This window comes from Arthrobacter sp. ASL1 (assembly GCF_056680475.1).
This window is the reverse complement of sequence record NZ_CM155284.1, coordinates 1,189,644-1,206,120: the sequence shown is the minus strand read 5'-3', so window position 1 is coordinate 1,206,120 and position 16,477 is coordinate 1,189,644. Positions and strand designations below refer to the sequence as shown.

The window sequence follows — 16,477 nt, the reverse complement described above, 5'->3', positions numbered from 1 at the left end:
AAGAGTTTGAAATCGGAAGGGAGGCCGTGCTTGCTTTCGGCGCGGACGGTTGGTTGGCATGCTGGAGGCATGGATGACAGCTCGGCAACTCCTCGACCCGCGACCGTATACACCGTGGGGCACTCGACGCACCCCATCGATGAATTCGCGGACCTGCTCACCGCCCACGGGGTCCAGCGGATCATCGACATCCGCACAGTGCCCAAGTCCCGGCACAATCCGCAATACGGCATCGACCAGCTGCCGGAGAGCCTGGCGGAGCGCGGTCTCGGGTACCGGCGCATCGAGGCCCTGGGCGGCCTGCGGCACACCACGAAGGACTCGCCCAACATGGCCTGGCGGAACACCTCGTTCCGCGGCTATGCGGACTACATGCAGACGGGCTCCTTCGCCGCGGGGATGGACGAGCTCACGACGTGTGCCGGCGAGGACGTCGTGGCGATCATGTGCGCGGAGGCGGTCCCGTGGCGGTGCCACCGTTCGATGGTCGGCGACGCCCTGCTGGTGCGCGGCTTCGACGTGCTGGACATCTTCAGCGCCAAACAGGCCAAACCGCACACGCTGACGTCCTTCGCGAAGGTGGAGGGCACCGCGATCACCTATCCTGCAGAAGACGCAACGCAGGAGGGTTGACCGGTTACCGGGTCAGCGAAAGCCGCGGCTCATCGTGAATCGATGGGCCACGGCATCCAGGAGGGCCGGATGCGCGGCCAGCCCGGCAATCGTCCGCCGCCGCACCACATCCGTCGCGCGCGGCAACGGACGCCCGAGCATCATGTTCAGATGCGCCTGCCGCCCCGCCCGGGCCGCGGCGCCCAGGCGCTCGGCGGAGAAATCGGCGAAGCCGCCGACGAGGGCGCCGCGGCCGCCTGCACCGAGCGCGTGCTGGAGCAGCGGTGCCAGGGCCGCCGCGTCCATCAGCCCCAACGCCATGCCCTGACCGCCGATGGGGCTGACCTCGTGTGCGGCATCGCCGATGAGGACCACCCGGCCCACGGCCATGCGCCGTACGCTTCGCCGGGAGCAGCTGAAGGAGTTGAGCATGCTCGCCTCCCCGCGATCGGCGACGTGGCCGGTGCGCCGCAGGACGAGTCCAGGCAGGTCGACCGGTTCGTCCGGCCGCCGCCAGGCGACCCAACGGCGCAGGCCTGCGGGCAAGGGGAAGGATTCGACAATGCCTTCCCGATGCAGCATCAAGGCGGCAGTGGAACCGAAATCCGTGGTGTCGGGGTAGTCGCCCATGAGGTACTCGTCGCGGTATTTTCGACCGGCAAAGGCCTTCCCGAGCAGCGTGCGCACGGTGGAATTCACCCCGTCGGCGCCGACGAGGTACCGCGCCTTGAGAGTCTGCCGGTCCCGCGTCGCGGCAGTGGCACCGCCGGTGGAGGGCGGGCCGCTGGTGAAGGTGACCCGGACGCCGTCGTCATCCTGGCGGAACGTTTCCAAGCGTGCGCCACGCAGCACGGCGCCGGCGGCCAGGGCCTGGACCCGTTCCTCCAGCAGCCGCACCGTGTGGGCCTGGGGCAGGGAGAGGACGTAGCGGTGCCGGCCGGGCAGCGTCCCGAAGTCCATGGACGCGATCATGTTCCCGTCGGCCAGGCCCAGGCCGCGGCGGATGCAGACCCCTGCCGCGACGGCGTCCTCGCCGACGCCCGCGGTGTCGAGCACGTCCAGGGCCGGTGGATGCAGTCCAATGGCCCGTGAATGGGTGCCGGGGGAGTGCCGGGTCTCCAGCACGCGGACGCTGAGCCCGGATTGGATCAGCAATGCGGCCAGCGCCAGGCCGCTGGGGCCGCCGCCGGCGATGACGACGTCGATCACGGCCAGGGCTCGGGACGGTAGACCAGCAGGTTCCGGTAGGGACGACGTCGGACAACCCGCCAGGGAGGCCGCACCACTGCCTGGAGCTCGACCGGAAGGTAGCTGCGGCGAATGGAGGTCAGCCCATCGCGTCGGATGAATGACGTGCGCGCCAGGGGCAGCGTCGCCGCACCGAACAGCAACAGTGCCGTGCGGGAACGCAGGATGTCCCCGTGCAGGGCGACGCCCCGGGCCAGCGCCGTGGAATCGGCCAGTAGGCCGTCCAGCTCTGCCTCCCCGAGGTGGTGCAGTACGTGGTTGGAGACCACGACGTCGAAGGTCTCGCCGGCGGCGACGAGGTCCGCACTGGTGGCCCGGCGGAACTCGAGGTGGGGGCCACTGTGGCGGTGGGCGGTCGCCGCATATCGATGCGCCCGCTCGTCCGGGTCGATGCCGGTCACGTGGACGTCGAAGCCGTCGCGCCGTGCCCGCCGGGCCAGGGCGGCGGTGATGTCCCCACCGCCACAGCCGATGTCCAGGATGCTGGCCCGCCGGTCGGTGGGAAGCGCGGGACGGATCAGTTCACGGTAGAGCCCACCCCATCCGGAGACGAAGGCATTGACCAGCGGGAACTGGGCATAGGTCCGGCGGAGCAGCACCGGATCGCAGTCGGGGCGATCCATCTCCTCGAGGACGGTTTCGGCACGGAGCACCGGCGCGGCCTAACGGGTGGACCCGGCAGCCGCGGCATCCAACGCTGGACGTTCACCGGTGCGCCCATCCGCCGACTCCAGACCGCCCCCGGAAGCCCCGGGGACCAGCGTCATGAGTGCGGTCTCCACCGTCAAGCCCGGGCCGAAGGCCATCGAGCACACGCGCTCGCCGGCTGCCGCCGTGCCAGCCCCCCCGAGGATGTCCTGGAGCACGAACAGCACGGTGGCGCTGGACATGTTGCCGTAGTCGTGCAGCACCCTGCGTGCCGGCGCCAGTTGTTCCTCGCTCAGGCCCAGCCGTTTCTCGACCCGGTCCAGGATGGCGCGGCCACCGGGATGGATGCCCCAGTGCTCGATGTCGGCATACGTCCCCGGGACCGTCGGGTCATTGGCCAGCAGGGGCTCGAGGGCACCGATGACGTGGTCGTCGATGATATGCGGGACATAGCTGCCCAGCACCATCTCAAACCCCTCGTCGCCGATGTTCCAGGCCATGGCGTCCTCGCCCACGGGGGTCAGCACGGTCTCGAAGAAGTCCAGCTGCAGTCCGGGCCCGGCGTCCGGCCCGGCCGGGCGTGCCGTGACCAGGGCGGCGGCGGCTCCGTCGGCGAACAGGGCAGAACCCATGATCGTGTCGGGGTCGTTGGAGCTGCGTACGTGGAGGGAGCACAGCTCGGCGCACACGACCAGGACGACGGCGTCGGGTTCCGCCTCACAGAAGCTCTTGGCCGCGCGAAGGGCCGGGAAGGCGGCGTAGCAGCCCATGAAGCCGAAGTGCGAGCGCTTGGTGGAGGGGTTCAGGCCCAGGGCGCGGACGATCTGGTAGTCGGGCCCCGGGTTGTAGAACCCGGTGCAGGAGACCGTGATGACGTGGGTGACATCCGCTGCGGACAGGTCGGGGGTGGCGTCCAGGGCCTTGCGGGCGGACTCGATGAACAGCGGCGCCGCCTCGCGGGCGAACACCTCGTTGCGCACCTTGGTGCTCGGGCTCAGCAGTAGGCGGGTGTCGGCGTCGAAGAACACGGGGTTCTCCACGCGTTCGTCCAGGGTCATCTCGGGAACGGCGGTACGCCGGGTCGAGATGGCAGCCGAGTTGAAGGAGGTGGCGATCAGCCGCTGGCCCAGGCGGGTAAGTCCCGGTTGGGCGGCGAAGACATCACGTGCCTGGTCCTGATGCAGGATGGTGGGGGGAACGGCTGTCTGGATGGTCCTGATCATTACCGGCATGTGGCGAGCGTATCCCCGGGCCGCAACGACCGTAAAGGAACTTCGTGGGCCACGACGTATGGTTACGGCTGCTTTTCGTTCCGGTACACGTGGACCAGGGCGTTGGCATGGCCGTGGCCGAAGCCGTGTTCGGTCTTGAGCCAATCCACCTGTTCGAGGTGCTTCTTGTCCTGCACGGCATCCAGCGCCGACATCCAGTGGGCGATGGGATGGCCGTACTTCGCCTCGATGGCGGGGAAATACGATCTGGGGCCCTTCACGGCGTCGCTCATCGCCCCATCCCAGCACTGCCGCACGGGCTTGGCAATGCCTGGCCGCGGCGCAATCGTGAAACACGGATTCCGCCCTGCGACATTTCGTGCATATGGTGGGGACGGAAACCCCATCCTCCTGCGGCCGCGGCCGCTCCAACGAACCCCAGGGAGTAACCATGCAGCAGATCGTCCCCACCCGCCATCTCTTCGGCCCCGGCCCCTGCAACCCGTATCCGGAGGCGACCGCCGCCCTGGGCCTGCCGCTGCTGGGCCACCTGGACCCCGAGTTCATTGCCCGGATGGACCGCACCTGCGAGGGCCTGCGGACCCTGTGGGGCACGGAGAATGCCCGGACGCTTCCGCTGAGCGCCACCGGTTCGGCCGGCATGGAAGCAGCGTTCGTGAACACGATCACGCCCGGCGACGTCGCGGTGGTGGCCGTCAACGGCCTCTTTGGCGAACGCATGTGCGAGGTCGCCTCCCGCGTCGGCGCCGAGGTCGTGCGCGTGGACCACGAATACGGGACCCCGGTGGACGCCGAACGCGTCGCCGCCGCACACCCGAATCCGAAGGTCATCGCCGCCGTCCACGCGGAGACCAGCACCGGCGTCCTCTCCGACATGGCGGCACTGGGAGCCATCAAGGGCGACGCACTGCTGATCGCCGATGCCGTCACCTCCATCGGCGGCATGCCCGTCCTGGCCGACGAGTGGGGGATCGACATCGGCTACGCGGGAACGCAGAAGTGCATCGGCGTCGCCCCCGGCCTGGCGCCCTTCACCATCTCCGACCGCGCCTTCGAGCAGCGGGTGCAGAAGCCTCAGTCCTGGTATCTGGACCTCGGGTTGCTGGGTGGATACACCACCGGTGCCGCCGGCGGACAGCGCACCTACCACCACACCGCGCCGGTCGGCATGATCGCCTCCCTCGAGGCGGGCATCGGCCGGATCCTCGCCGAGGGGCTCGACGCCGTGACCGAACGCCATCGCGCGGCCGGTACCGCACTGCAGGAGGGGCTGCAGGAAATGGGCCTGGAGCTCTTCGCGGCCGACGGCCACCGGCTGCCCCAGCTGACCACCGTCAAGGTCCCCGAGGGCGTCGACTCCGCGGCGGTGCGCAAGTACCTGCTGGAGCGCTACACCATCGAGATCGGCGGCGGAGTCGGCCAGTATGCGTCCACGGTCTGGCGGATCGGCCTCATGGGCCCGAACGCGAACCAGGATTCCGTGGCGCTGATCCTTGCCGCGCTGAAGGACGCCATCGCCGCCAACAGCTGAGCACGACGGCGGTGCCATCCAGGCCGGGGCATCTGCCCCCGGTGCCGGGTTACTTCTTGATCTTGGTCAGCGCCGATCCCTTGTGCATGGCGATGTGGTCGGTCTTGTCGCTGCGGATCTCGTACTGCGGCTCATCCGGGCTGCACCGGCGCATGTGGCCTTTGTATTCGACGTCCTGCGTGTGCTTCTTCTCGATGGTCCCGGAGACGCGTCCGGCCTCGGAATCCCACGAGACGTGGTCGCCGGTGCTGAAGGTCGTGGACATGATGCCCTCCTCGGGGTCATGGTTGCGGTTCGTGCCGTGTGGCCCGATGCTACCCGCGGTGCGGCGACGGCGCAGCCAATCGGGGCGTCGCCGCACCGCGGGTCATCCGGCCAGGAGGCCGAGCCAGTACCCCAGCTCCGCCGCGGCCACGGAGAGCACGGCCATGCCCGGCCCGTTGGCCAACGACGCCAGGTACCGGCGTTCCTGCAGCAGGCGAACCGACTCGAAACTGGCCGTGCTGAAGGTCGTGTAGCCGCCCAGGAACCCGCTTCCCGCCACGAGGTAGACCGATTCCGGTGCCACGAAGGCCAGCGTGAGTCCCGCCAGCAGGCCCAACACCAGGGAACCCGAGACGTTGATCAGCCAGGTCCCGACGGGGAAGGCGACGCGCGTGTGGGCCTTGACCCAGCCGTCGACGACAAAGCGCAGCGCTGCGCCGCAACCACCGGCGAGGGAGAGGCACGCGAACAGCAGCGGGGTCACGACCCGGCCTCCACGCGCGGGCGCGGGCGCAGGCTGCTCGCCACGGCAATGCCCGCCCAGGAGGCGGCCGCGCCGACCAGGACGGTCGCCAGCATCAGGATCACCGCGGTGCCGGGGTTGGCCATGCCGATGCCGGGGGAGCCCCAGAGCTCGACGGCGTCGACGGCGAACGTGCTGTAGGTGGTGAAGCCGCCCAGGAACCCCGTGCCCAGCATCAGGCGCAGCGTCCGCCGGGCACCGCCGTCGTGCCCGGCCCGCAGCAGGGACTCCAGGAGCAGGCCGAGCAGGAACGCCCCGGCGATGTTGATGGCCAGGATGGTGGTGGGGAACCCGCCGATGCCGGGAAGGGCCAGGGTGAGGCCCTCGCGGGCCGCGGTGCCGAAGATCCCGCCGAGCAGGACCAGTCCCACGTGCGGCAGGCTCAGGTGGAGCGGGCGGTCCGATCGCCGGGGGTGCAGCGTTTGGCGCGGTGGGCGCCGGCGGGTGGTGCGCGGCGGGATCTCCAGGGCATCGGTGTCGGTGTCGATGGGCAGCTCGGGGTGTGGATCGCGCCCGGTCATGCCCAGATGCCCGAGGTGCCTCGTCGGTGGCTGTCCACCAGGTGGGTGTCAACGATGCCGACGGCCTCCATGAGCGCGAACATGGTGGTGGGGCCGACGAAGGAGAACCCCTTCTTGCGCAGGGCCTTGGACAGTGCGGTGGATTCCGGCGAGGTGGTGGGGACCTCGGCCATGGTCGCTGGCGTCGGCGTGGTCTCCGGTTGGAAGGACCAGATGAACTGGGGAAGGCCCCCTTCGGGGCGGAGGTCGATGGTGGCCTGGGCGTTGTTGATCGTGGCGCGGATCTTGGCCCGGTTGCGGATGATCCCGGCGTCGGCCAGCAGGCGTTCGACGTCGTCCTCGCCGAATTCAGCGACGGTCTCGGGGTGGAACCCGGCGAACGCAGCCCGGAAGTTCTCGCGTTTGCGCAGGATGGTCGCCCAGGACAGGCCGGATTGGAAGGCCTCGAGGCTGAGCCGTTCGAACAGGCCCTGCTCGTCCCGCACGGGCATGCCCCATTCGGTGTCGTAGTACGCGCGCATCAGCCCGTCGGCCGCCCAGACGGGACGTAGCAGGCCGTCGTCGCCGCGGACGACGCCAGCGGGAGGCGTGCCGGGGGCGGCGTCCGTTTCTGCCATGTGGTGGCCCTTCCTCGTCCTCATTGCCTCTCCCCAGATTACCGTCCTGCTGGCACCGGCCCCGAATCTGCCAGACGACGCACCATGGCGCGCTGGGCCGCCAGATTCCGATATGCTGCGGCCAATGCTTTCCACCTTCGTGCACGTCTGGCTCAAGCCCCTGGCGGTCAACACCGCGGGCTGGCTTCTGCTTGCCATCGGGCTGTTGGCCCTGGTCCTGCCTGGGCCGGGCTTGCTGTGCATCGTCGGTGGCCTGGCCGTCCTCTCGACGCGCTACCGGTGGGCCGAAAAGCTCATGCACCCGGTCAAGGCGCGGGCCTACCGCCTGGCGGCCGAGGGCGTGAAGACGCGATCACGGATCGTCATGAGCTCGCTCGGCGCCGCCGTGCTGTTGGCCTGCGGCTTGGTGTGGGGACTACGTCCACCGGTGCCGGGCTGGTGGCACTGGCCGGAGGATTGGTGGCTGCTCGGTGGCTGGGGGACCGCGATCTCGATCATGGGGTCCGCGGGGTTCGCCATCGGTCTGATCATCTACAGCCACCGCCGGTTCGGGCTGCCGATGAAGGCCCGCCGCATCGCCGAGCGTCGGCTGAGGCACCAACGGGCTCGCCTCCGGGGGAGCGAACGCGAGGACTCCTAGGCCAGGCGTTCCTTCACCAGGGCGCTGGTCGCCTTGCCGTCATACCGTCCGGCGACCTCGGCGGTGACGGACTTCATGACCTGCCCCATCTGGCGCATGCCCGGTTTCACCCCGTCCACGGTGTGTTCGGCAATGGCCTGGTCGACAATGGCGATGACGTCGTCCCCGGTTAACGGTGCGGGCAGGTACGACTCGATGAATTCTGCCTCGGCGGTCTCCTGCTCGGCACGCTCGGCCTGGCCGGCGTCGGCGTAGGTCTGGGCGGTCTCCCGGCGGCGGGCTGCTTCTTTCTGCAGTAGCGCGGTCACCTGCTGGTCGTCCAGTTCCACCGGTGTCTTGCCGCTCTTTTCACGGGTATTGATCTCGCCGAGGACGTTGCGCAGCGTCATCAGCGCGAGCTTGTTGCCCGACTTCATGTGGGCGGTCATGTCGGTGCGGAGTTGTTCCTTCAGCGTGCTCATTCTGCGGCCTTTCGTGGCGGTGGTGCCGAAACGGATGCTCCCCCAAGTATCCCGTATCCCGTGTGCTTCCCGAGCGCATCGATGGTGCCGGCCAGTCGGTGGACGCCGATGATGACGGCGATCCATCCGGCCAGGACCAGCACGCTGCCGAGCGTCAGGAGCACCATCACGCCAAGTCCCGGGCCCTCGAGCAACCCGTAGTAGCTGGCGGCCATGGTCGATGCTGCGAGGACGAACGCCGCCAGAAGCGCCAGGGGGCCGATGACCACGGCGGCCAGCAGGCCACCGACCAGCAGCGGTGCAGACGCGCGGGGTCGGCGGCTCACGTGCTGATGCCTTCTTGTTGCATGAACGTGAACATGCTGCCGGCAATGACGATCACGAAGATGATGACCAGGATCCAGCCAACGAGCATCACGCCATTGAGGATCAACCCGGCGATGGACAGGCCCCTGCCTGCCGGTTCGCGCTTGAGCCCGAGGAAGCCGAACACCAGGCCCACGATGGGCACGATGAAGGTGAAGCCGGAAAAGATCGACACCAGGCCGAGCACCAGGGAGGTGATGCTCATGCCCCGCGGCGGAGGGGCGTAGGGCTGCCCGTATCCGGTGGCATAGTTCCCCGGATATCCCTGGGGGTTCTGGTGCGGCTCCTGGTGCTGCGGGTAGTGCCCCGGGTCGGTCATGGGTCCTCCATCAAGCTGGCGTGTCGGCAGTCCTGCCTCCACCGTAGGCGAGCGCCACCCACACGACCAAGAGGGCGACCGAGCGGACGAGCCCGGCGCTTCCCTGGTTACTTGAACCTCGTATAGAATTCCTCCAGTGGCTGGTCTACACGCCACCTGGCCGTTCGGCCATCGCTTGTCCTGGGGGAAAAATTGAAGAAGTTCCTGCGCGGATTCGCCGCGCTCGCAGCCGCCGCATCGCTCGCACTTTCCGGCGCACAGGCCATCGTCGTCGCCCAGGCGACGCCGGCCACCGCAGCCGCCATGGTGGCCACGAAGAAGGCCACACCGGCCGTGACGATCCGCAAGATCCCCACCAAGACCGTCAAGGGGTCGGCGAAGGCGAGGATCAAGCCCCTGGTCTCCGCGAAGCGGGGCACGAAGGTACTCTCCCAGCGGCTGAAGGTCACCCGCGGCAAGAAGGTCCTGGTGCGCAGCGCGACATCGGCCTCGCTCGGGACCGGGACCTACCGGATCACCACCTTGGTGAAATACCAGGTCGGGCGGGCCAAGCAGCGTTCGACCAGCAAGGCGCAGACCCTGGTCGTGAAGAAGGCGGCCACCAAGGCATCCACCAGGAGCACGCGCATCAAGGGCAAGAGCTGCCCCGCGGCCTATCCGGTGAAGGGCAACCGCACTGGCAGCAAGAAGGAATGGAAGTACCACGTCAGGGGCCAGCGGTTCTACAACATCACCGTGCCCGAGGAATGCTTCAGGGCCACATCGGCGGCCCGCAAGGCCGGCTACCGCGCCTCGAAGATCTAGGCGATCCGGATGAAGCGGAGGACTCTGGGGCTGCTTTCCGCCCTGTTCGCGGGAACCCTGACCGTGGCCCTGGTGGCACCGGCGGCGTTTGATGGGACGACGGAGCCGGCTCCCGTGGAGGCGGTCGCCTCCGCGGTGCCCACTCCCGTGGCCTTTGAATCACAGCGCACCGCCGTCGTGCTCCCGGCCTCGACCGGCCGCTCGAAGGTGCGGCCCGGTGCGAAGCTGACCGGATCGCGGGCCCGCGCCGTGCTCAATGCCCTGCCGGTGAAGGGCAAGGCGGCCGCCACCGGGTACAACCGGAACGCCAAATTCGGCAACGGCTTCAAGGACTTCAACCGGAACAAGTGCGATGAACGCCAGGACGCCCTCAAACGCGACATGTCACGGGTGAGGTACAAGGACCGCAAACGCTGCCAGGTGGCCTCCGGGCGCCTGGACGATGTCTACATCGGCCGGGCCATCAACTGGAAGGTGAACGCAGGGTCGGTCGACATCGACCACGTCGTCGCGCTGAAGAACGCCTGGATCTCCGGGGCGCAACGGCTCTCGCAATCCCAGCGTCAGGCGTTGGCGAATGACCCGCTGAACCTGATCGCCGCCTCCGCTTCGGCCAACCGGTCCAAGGGCGACCGCAACGCCGCCGAGTGGCTCCCCAGGAGCAAGGGCTTCCGCTGCCAGTACGTCGCCACCCAGATCAGCGTCAAGCGCAAGTACGCCCTGGCGGTGACGTCGTCGGAGAAGTCCGCCATGGCCCGGGTCCTGAAGTCCTGCCCGAAGCAGCGGGCCGCGAAGGTGACCCCGATCAAACCGGCCGGAACTGTCGCGAAAAAGACCACCACCAGCAAGCCGTCGTCGAAGACAACGGTCAAGAAGGCAGCGAGGAAGGTCTCGCCCGGGGCCTTCTGTTCACCGCGTGGGGCGCGGGGCATCGGCAAGTCCAATGGCAAGGTCTACACCTGCAAGACCAGCAGGACGGATACCCGGGCACGCTGGCGCCGCTGAGCCGGTGCCGTGAAGCGTCGCGACCGCCGGACGGACTACCGGGCTGCCGCGGGAACCGGTGCGTCCACCTTCTCCAAACGCACCAGCACCGCCTTGGACACCGGGGTGTTGCTGCCGTCGGCCACCAGGCTCAGGGGGACCAGGACGTTGGCCTCCGGGTAGTAGGCGGCCACGCAGCCCGGGGGCGTTGGGTACTCCACCAGCCGGCACCGGCGCATGACCCGGGGCACGCCGTCGTCGTGCACTCCGTGGACGTCGGCATAGTCGCCGTCCCGCAAGCCCAGTTCGGCCAGGTCGGCGGCGTTGACGAAGACGACGTCGCGGCCCTTGTGGATGCCCCGGTAGCGGTCGTTGAAGGAGTAGATGGTCGTGTTGAACTGGTCGTGCGAACGCAGCGACTGCAGGATCAGCGTCCCGGCCGGCCGCTCGACGTACTCGAGGTCGTTGACCGTGATCATGGCCTTGCCCGTCGCGGTCGGGAAGGTCCGGGTGTCACGGGGGCCGTGGGCGAGGATGAAACCGCCCTCCCGGCGGACCCGCTCGTTGTAGTTCGCGCAGCCGGGCACGACCCGGGAGATGTGTTCGCGGATCAGGTCATAGTCCTTCTCGAAGCCGAGCCAGTCCACGTTGACCTTGTCGCCCAACACGGCATGGGCCAGGCGGCAGACGATGGCCGTCTCGGAGAGCAGATGGTGGGAGACCGGCTCGACGTTGCCCCACGAGGGGTGCACGGCGCAGACGGTGTCCTCCACGGTGACGAACTGCTCGCCGGATTCCTGGATGTCGATCTCGGTCCGGCCCATGGTCGGCAGGATCAGCGCCTCGGCGCCGGTGACGGTGTGGGAGCGGTTGAGCTTGGTGGAAATCTGCACTGTCAGGTCGGTGCCCTCCATTGCGGCATGCGCGACCCCGGTGTCGGAGACCGCCGAAACGAGGTTTCCCCCCATGGCCACGAAGACCTTGATTTTGCCCTGGCCCATGGCCTCGAACATCTGCACCGAGTCGACGCCGTGCTCGCGCGGCGGGTTGAAGCCGAACTCCCGCTCCAGGGAGTCCAGGAACGAGTCGGGCATCTGCTCCCAGATCCCCATGGTGCGGTCGCCCTGGACGTTGGAGTGGCCGCGGATGGGGGAGGCACCGGCGCCGCGTTTGCCCATGTTGCCGCGCAGCAGCAGGAGGTTGATGATCTCCTTGATGGCGTCGACGCCCTTCTTCTGCTGCGTGATCCCCATGGCCCAGGTGATGATGACCCGGTCGGCGGCGATGTAGCGGGCCGCCAACTCGTCGATTTCGGCACTGGTCAGCCCGGTGGCCTCCAGGACGGTTTCCTCGCGCAGGTGGCTGAGGTGTTCGCGCAGTTCCGGCAGTCCCTGGCAGTGGCGGTCCAGGAAGGCCTGGTCCAGGACGGCGCCGGGGTTGCGGTCCTCCGCCTCCAGGACACGTTTGGAGACGGCCTGCATCAGGGCCATGTCGCCGCTGAGCCGGATCTGCAGGTACTGGTCGGCGATGTCGGTGCCGCGGCCGATGATTCCGCGGACCTTCTGCGGGTTCTTGTACCGGCGCAGGCCCGCCTCGGGCAACGGGTTGATGGCCACGATGTGGCCGCCGTTGTTCTTGCAGTTCTCCAGTTCGGTGAGCATTCGCGGGTGGTTGGTGCCCGGGTTCTGGCCCATGATGATGATCAGGTCGGCCTGCTCGTAGTCCTCGAAGCTCACGGTGGCCTTGCCCACGCCAATGGTCTCGCCCATCGCCCAACCTGAGGATTCGTGGCACATGTTCGAGCAGTCGGGCAGGTTGTTGGTGCCGAAGCCGCGGGCGAAGAGCTGGTAGGCGAAGGCCGCCTCGTTGGAGGTGCGTCCGCTGGTGTAGAACGCCGCCTGGTCGGGGGAGTCCAGTGAGTTCAGCTTCCGGGCGAGCAGGTCGAAGGCCTCGTTCCAGGAGACCGGGCGGTAGTGGTCCTCGCCGGCGGGCTTGTACACCGGCTCGGTCAGCCGGCCTTGCTGGCCCAGCCAATATTCGCTCTTCCCGCGCAGGTCCGAGACGGAGTGCTCGACCCAAAACGAGGAATCGATGGTGATCGGGGTGGCCTCCCACGTGACCGCCTTGGCGCCGTTCTCGCAGAACTCGAACGCCTTGCGGTGGTGGGGGTCGGGCCACGCGCAGCTGGGACAGTCGAAGCCGTCCTTCTGGTTCATCTTCATCACGGTCTTGGCGGTACGGGCGACTCCCATCGCCGACACCGCCGGCTCCATGGAGTGAAGGACGCCCGGTATTCCGGCGGCCCAGTCCTTGGGGCGATCCGAGACCTCGAGGTCGGACTCGGCTGGTTCGCTGACTTTCTCGACATGCTTGGCCATGGTGACCCACCCTTTCCGCAACGCACCCCTCAGGCATCCGCCATGTGGGCAATCACCTTCAGGCCTACCAGCGGGATCGCCGCTCCGCAAGAGGCGGCGTCCACCGGCTGGGTGGTTGACGGTCGCAGGGGGCAGGTGGTCCCTCGCCGCCTCCGCTCGCCGATGCACCCCCGTTGGCATAAATTGCCAATAGAGGTGATTGAAGTGGCCACAAGAAACGTTGTATTAAGTCAGCACCAGCATGAACTCGTTGAGGAAGTGGTGAAATCGGGCGCTATCAGAACGCCAGTGACGTGTTGCGCGAAGGACTCCGCCTGTTGGAGAGACGGGTGAACGAGGACGCTGCAAAGGTTGCCATCCGACATCGTCGAGATTCTGGCTTGGTCTCACGAACAGTATGGCGAGGAGGTGCGCATACGCTACGAGAGACTTCTTGCCGCAGCATTGCGGGATGCGGCGTCGAGTGCGGATAACGACGGCCCCGCGGCCCGCCCGGATTGGGGGCCCGATGTCTTTTCGTGGCACCTGTCCCGAAGACGCACCCGTTCGTCCGCAGGGCCGGTCCACCGTCCACGCCATGTCCTGGTGTGTCGTCGGGACGGTGGCCTGCTGGTCATCGGCCGGGTACTCCACGATGCCATGGATACGCCTCGACACCTTGACGGTGCGTGGACGGGGGAATAGGCGGGCGACGCCGAACGGGGACGGACGTCGCCGGAGTTGCTACGGTCGACCAGTGAGTGATTCGACGGCGGTTGCCGGACCGCAGACTGCCCCCGGCCAGAAAACGGTGGATGGATTCGTCCGGGTGCGCGGCGCCCGGGAGAACAACCTGGTCGACGTGGACGTGGACGTGCCCCGCGATGCCATCGTCGCGTTCACCGGGGTGTCCGGATCGGGCAAGTCCTCGCTGGCCTTCGGTACGATCTTCGCCGAGGCACAGCGGCGCTTCCTCGAATCCGTCGCCCCCTACGCCCGCCGGCTGATCCAGCAGGGCAACACCCCGAAGGTCGAGTCCATCACCGGTTTGCCCCCGGCCGTGGCCCTGCAACAACGCCGCGGTTCGCCCAGCTCGCGCTCGAGCGTCGGCACGCTCACGACGTTGTCGAACTCGCTGCGTATGCTCTTCTCGCGGGCCGGCAGCTATCCGGAGGGCGCGACGCGGCTGGACTCGGACTCGTTCTCCCCGAACACCGCCGTCGGCGCCTGCCCGGTCTGCCACGGGCTGGGCGTCTCCCACACGGTCACCGAGCAGACGTTGGTTCCCAACCCCGACCTGAGCATCCGCGAGGGCGCCGTGGCCGCCTGGCCCGGTGCGTGGCAGGGCAAGAACCTCCGCGATGTCTCGGCGGAACTGGGGTACGACATCGACGCGCCCTGGCGGACACTGCCGCAGCAGGACCGCGACTGGCTCCTGTTCACCGACGAGCAGCCGGTGGTGCAGGTCAGGCCGCTGCGCGACCGCGTGGAAAAACCCTACAAGGGGCGCTTCTGGAGCGCGAAGCGACATGTCATGCACACGCTGGCCGACTCGAAGTCTGCCACCATGCGCGAACGGGTCCTGGGCTTCATGGTCTCCGGCCCGTGCCGGGAGTGCGGCGGTACCGGCCTGACCGCCGGAGCGCTCGCCGTCACCTTCGCCGGCCGCACCATCTCCGGGGTGAACCGACTGCCCCTGGGCGAGCTGGCCGCACTGCTCGAACCCACCGCGGCCCTCACGGAAGCCGAGTACGAGGCCGCCGCGGCGCCGTCGTCCGGGTCCTGGGGCGAACGCAGCGAGGTTGCGGCGACCATCTCCGCCGACCTGGTCGGGCGGATCGGGGTGCTCATCGGGCTGGGTCTGGGGTACCTGAGCCTGGACCGTGGGACCACCACGCTCTCGCCCGGGGAGATGCAGCGGCTGCGCATCGCCACCCAGCTGCGGTCGGGCCTGTTCGGGGTTGTCTACGTCCTGGACGAGCCGTCGGCCGGTCTGCACCCCGCCGATGCCGAACCGCTGCTGGCCGTGCTCGAGGAGCTGAAATCCGGCGGCAACTCCGTGTTCGTCGTCGAGCACAACATGGACGTGGTGCGGCGGGCCGACTGGATCGTCGACGTCGGCCCGCGCGCCGGCGAGGGCGGGGGAGAAGTGCTCTACTCCGGGGCCGTCGATGGCCTCGCGGCGGTCACCGGCTCGCTGACCCGCTCCTACCTGTTCGACGACGGCGACCGCCCGCAGCTGGCCTCCACGGGCCGGACGCCGACCGGGCAGCTGGAACTGACGGGCATCACCATGCACAACCTCGCCGACCTCGACGCGCGGATCCCGCTGGGCGTGCTCACAGCCGTCACGGGTGTCTCCGGTTCGGGCAAGTCGACGCTGGTCAGCCGGGTGCTCGCCGACGCGGTCGGGGAGCTGGTGCGCACGCCGGTCGCCGATACCGAGGACGACGACGATGCCCCCGCCGCGGGCGAGTCACCGCAGGTACGGGCCATCCACGGTGCCGAGGGCATCGGGCGGCTGGTGAAGGTCGACCAGAAACCGATCGGGCGGACCCCGCGCTCGAACCTGGCCACCTACACCGGGCTGTTCGACGCGGTACGCAAGACGTTCGCTGCCACGGATGAGGCGAAGGCCCGCGGCTACGGGGCCGGACGGTTCTCCTTCAACGTGGCCGGCGGCCGCTGCGACAACTGCCAGGGCGAGGGGTTCATGGCCGTCGAGCTGTTGTTCCTGCCCGGCAGCTACGGACCCTGCCCGGTCTGCCACGGCACCCGCTACAACCCGGAGACCCTCGAGGTCACCTACGAGGGCCGCAACATCGCCGAGGTGCTGGCGCTCAGCGTGGACCAGGCCGCCGGCTTCCTGTCCGAGGTGCCGGCAGCGGCTCGGAGCCTGGAGACACTGCGGCAGGTCGGTCTGGGCTACCTGCGCCTGGGCCAGCCGGCCACCGAGCTTTCCGGGGGCGAGGCGCAGCGGATCAAGCTGGCCACCGAACTCCAGCGCGCCCGACGGGGGCATACGCTCTACCTGCTCGACGAGCCGACCACCGGTCTGCACCCGGCCGACGTCCAGCTACTGCTGGCCCAGTTGAACCGGCTGGTCGACGCCGGGAACACGGTGGTGGTGGTCGAACACGAGATGGACGTCGTGGCTGCGGCCGACTGGGTGATCGACCTCGGCCCCTCAGGCGGCGACGAGGGTGGCCGGATCATGGCGGAGGGGACGCCGGAGCAGGTGGCCGCGTCGACGGATAGCCGGACCGCTCCGTATCTATCGGCACGGCTCGGCGGCTGACTGGCCCGGCATCGCCGAGGACGGCTTGTTTAATCCGACGCGTCGGCCTCAC

Annotated in this window: 19 protein-coding genes; 7 read left to right on the top strand and 12 right to left on the bottom strand. The window is 68.6% G+C overall.

The genetic code is table 11. The features are described from left to right. Positions 1-69: 69 nt before the first annotated feature. Positions 70-633, top strand: a complete 564-nt coding sequence (locus AC1MEQ_RS05755; RefSeq protein ID WP_479794779.1) for a DUF488 domain-containing protein — start codon at positions 70-72, stop codon at positions 631-633. Positions 634-645: 12 nt separating this feature from the next. Here AC1MEQ_RS05755 and AC1MEQ_RS05750 read toward each other — a convergent pair whose 3' ends face one another. From AC1MEQ_RS05750 to AC1MEQ_RS05735, 4 genes are all read right to left on the bottom strand, one after another. Beyond that, positions 646-1,821, bottom strand: a complete 1,176-nt coding sequence (locus tag AC1MEQ_RS05750) for an FAD-dependent oxidoreductase (protein WP_479794777.1) — start codon at positions 1,819-1,821, stop codon at positions 646-648. Beyond that, positions 1,818-2,513: a methyltransferase domain-containing protein gene (locus tag AC1MEQ_RS05745; RefSeq protein WP_479794775.1), complete on the bottom strand. Its 696-nt coding sequence runs from the start codon at positions 2,511-2,513 to the stop codon at positions 1,818-1,820. Before AC1MEQ_RS05745 ends, AC1MEQ_RS05750 begins: the two co-directional genes overlap by 4 nt. 9 nt (positions 2,514-2,522) lie before the next feature. Next, positions 2,523-3,740 (bottom strand): type III polyketide synthase, encoded by a 1,218-nt coding sequence (locus AC1MEQ_RS05740; protein WP_479794773.1) that lies wholly within the window; start codon positions 3,738-3,740, stop codon positions 2,523-2,525. 62 nt (positions 3,741-3,802) lie between these two features. Beyond that, a complete protein-coding gene (locus AC1MEQ_RS05735) occupies positions 3,803-4,012 on the bottom strand; it encodes a DUF4287 domain-containing protein (protein ID WP_479794771.1) in 210 nt (69 codons plus the stop codon). A gap of 158 nt (positions 4,013-4,170) precedes the next feature. Between AC1MEQ_RS05735 and AC1MEQ_RS05730 the strand changes: the two genes are divergently transcribed. Beyond that, on the top strand, positions 4,171-5,271 hold the full coding sequence (locus AC1MEQ_RS05730; protein WP_479794769.1) for a pyridoxal-phosphate-dependent aminotransferase family protein: 1,101 nt from the start codon (positions 4,171-4,173) through the stop codon (positions 5,269-5,271). A gap of 49 nt (positions 5,272-5,320) precedes the next feature. On the opposite strand, the gene AC1MEQ_RS05725 is transcribed toward AC1MEQ_RS05730, so the two are convergent. The 4 genes from AC1MEQ_RS05725 to AC1MEQ_RS05710 all read right to left on the bottom strand — a co-directional run bounded on the left by AC1MEQ_RS05725 (position 5,321) and on the right by AC1MEQ_RS05710 (position 7,196). Continuing rightward, positions 5,321-5,536, bottom strand: coding sequence for a hypervirulence associated TUDOR domain-containing protein (locus AC1MEQ_RS05725; RefSeq protein ID WP_479794767.1), 216 nt, complete (start codon positions 5,534-5,536; stop codon positions 5,321-5,323). Between the two features lie 102 nt (positions 5,537-5,638). Then, complete coding sequence (crcB, locus tag AC1MEQ_RS05720) at positions 5,639-6,019, bottom strand: fluoride efflux transporter CrcB (RefSeq protein WP_479794765.1); 381 nt, start codon at positions 6,017-6,019, stop codon at positions 5,639-5,641. After that, positions 6,016-6,579 carry a fluoride efflux transporter FluC gene (locus tag AC1MEQ_RS05715; protein ID WP_479794763.1) on the bottom strand — a complete coding sequence of 188 codons (564 nt, stop codon included), beginning with the start codon at positions 6,577-6,579 and terminating at the stop codon, positions 6,016-6,018. The genes crcB and AC1MEQ_RS05715 overlap by 4 nt, the downstream gene beginning before the upstream one ends. After that, positions 6,576-7,196, bottom strand: coding sequence for a DNA-3-methyladenine glycosylase I (locus tag AC1MEQ_RS05710; RefSeq protein WP_479794761.1), 621 nt, complete (start codon positions 7,194-7,196; stop codon positions 6,576-6,578). The genes AC1MEQ_RS05715 and AC1MEQ_RS05710 overlap by 4 nt, the downstream gene beginning before the upstream one ends. A gap of 124 nt (positions 7,197-7,320) precedes the next feature. Between AC1MEQ_RS05710 and AC1MEQ_RS05705 the strand changes: the two genes are divergently transcribed. After that, positions 7,321-7,836 carry a PGPGW domain-containing protein gene (locus tag AC1MEQ_RS05705; RefSeq protein ID WP_479794759.1) on the top strand — a complete coding sequence of 172 codons (516 nt, stop codon included), beginning with the start codon at positions 7,321-7,323 and terminating at the stop codon, positions 7,834-7,836. Here the strand turns inward: AC1MEQ_RS05705 and AC1MEQ_RS05700 are convergent. From AC1MEQ_RS05700 to AC1MEQ_RS05690, 3 genes are read right to left on the bottom strand one after another with little or no spacing between them, the layout of a single operon-like run. Further along, positions 7,833-8,297 (bottom strand): GatB/YqeY domain-containing protein, encoded by a 465-nt coding sequence (locus tag AC1MEQ_RS05700; RefSeq protein ID WP_479794757.1) that lies wholly within the window; start codon positions 8,295-8,297, stop codon positions 7,833-7,835. The genes AC1MEQ_RS05705 and AC1MEQ_RS05700 overlap by 4 nt on opposite strands. Then, positions 8,294-8,623 (bottom strand): hypothetical protein, encoded by a 330-nt coding sequence (locus AC1MEQ_RS05695; RefSeq protein WP_479794755.1) that lies wholly within the window; start codon positions 8,621-8,623, stop codon positions 8,294-8,296. The genes AC1MEQ_RS05700 and AC1MEQ_RS05695 overlap by 4 nt, the downstream gene beginning before the upstream one ends. Further along, on the bottom strand, positions 8,620-8,982 hold the full coding sequence (locus AC1MEQ_RS05690; protein WP_479794754.1) for a DUF4190 domain-containing protein: 363 nt from the start codon (positions 8,980-8,982) through the stop codon (positions 8,620-8,622). Before AC1MEQ_RS05690 ends, AC1MEQ_RS05695 begins: the two co-directional genes overlap by 4 nt. A gap of 192 nt (positions 8,983-9,174) precedes the next feature. On the opposite strand from AC1MEQ_RS05690, the gene AC1MEQ_RS05685 reads away from it, so the two are divergent. Continuing rightward, complete coding sequence (locus tag AC1MEQ_RS05685; protein ID WP_479794752.1) at positions 9,175-9,786, top strand: sunset domain-containing protein; 612 nt, start codon at positions 9,175-9,177, stop codon at positions 9,784-9,786. A 9-nt stretch (positions 9,787-9,795) separates the two neighbouring features. After that, the gene (locus tag AC1MEQ_RS05680; RefSeq protein WP_479794751.1) at positions 9,796-10,791 is read left to right on the top strand and encodes an HNH endonuclease family protein; all 996 of its coding nucleotides are present in this window, start codon (positions 9,796-9,798) and stop codon (positions 10,789-10,791) included. A 35-nt stretch (positions 10,792-10,826) separates the two neighbouring features. Here AC1MEQ_RS05680 and AC1MEQ_RS05675 read toward each other — a convergent pair whose 3' ends face one another. Continuing rightward, complete coding sequence (locus tag AC1MEQ_RS05675; RefSeq protein WP_479794750.1) at positions 10,827-13,148, bottom strand: FdhF/YdeP family oxidoreductase; 2,322 nt, start codon at positions 13,146-13,148, stop codon at positions 10,827-10,829. A 293-nt stretch (positions 13,149-13,441) separates the two neighbouring features. Between AC1MEQ_RS05675 and AC1MEQ_RS05670 the strand changes: the two genes are divergently transcribed. Together AC1MEQ_RS05670 and AC1MEQ_RS05665 are read left to right on the top strand one after the other, a co-directional pair. After that, positions 13,442-13,621, top strand: coding sequence for a hypothetical protein (locus AC1MEQ_RS05670; protein ID WP_479794748.1), 180 nt, complete (start codon positions 13,442-13,444; stop codon positions 13,619-13,621). Positions 13,622-13,884: 263 nt separating this feature from the next. Then, positions 13,885-16,425, top strand: a complete 2,541-nt coding sequence (locus AC1MEQ_RS05665; protein ID WP_479794746.1) for an excinuclease ABC subunit UvrA — start codon at positions 13,885-13,887, stop codon at positions 16,423-16,425. Positions 16,426-16,477: the final 52 nt, after the last annotated feature.